The following is a 344-nucleotide window of genomic DNA, read 5'->3' on the forward strand; positions in this document are numbered from 1 at the left end:
TGCCCAAGGCTCACGGCCTGATCCCATAGCCCAACCCCCGTGACCGCATCCACCATGTCGCCACCGGGTGCCAGCGGATCGACGTTGGACGGCAGCAGCGCCAGGGTCGCCAGCGTCCGACTCAACTCATACATCGCCGCCACGTAGTCGAAACCTTCCAGGCTCAGGTTCTTTGTTTAAGGCTGGCGACCAGCGCGTCCTGAGCACTGAGCATGTGCCGCCAGACCACCGCGCGCTGGACCGTGGCAGTGCATTGGTTGATCGCTCGTCTGCCCGGCTCATGCAGCTTGGCCATCGCCGCATGCAGCGGGTTTTCCTGACCGCGAATACTGCGCGGCACCACC

The 344-nt window shown here is 64.5% G+C and carries 1 pseudogene; it reads right to left on the reverse strand.

From position 1 onward, the window contains the following. Positions 1–344, reverse strand: a pseudogene (locus AO068_RS03135) (hypothetical protein); the annotation flags it as partial.

The organism is Pseudomonas sp. ICMP 3272, assembly GCF_001466905.1.
In the GTDB taxonomy this organism is placed as follows: Bacteria; Pseudomonadota; Gammaproteobacteria; order Pseudomonadales; family Pseudomonadaceae; genus Aquipseudomonas; species Aquipseudomonas amygdali.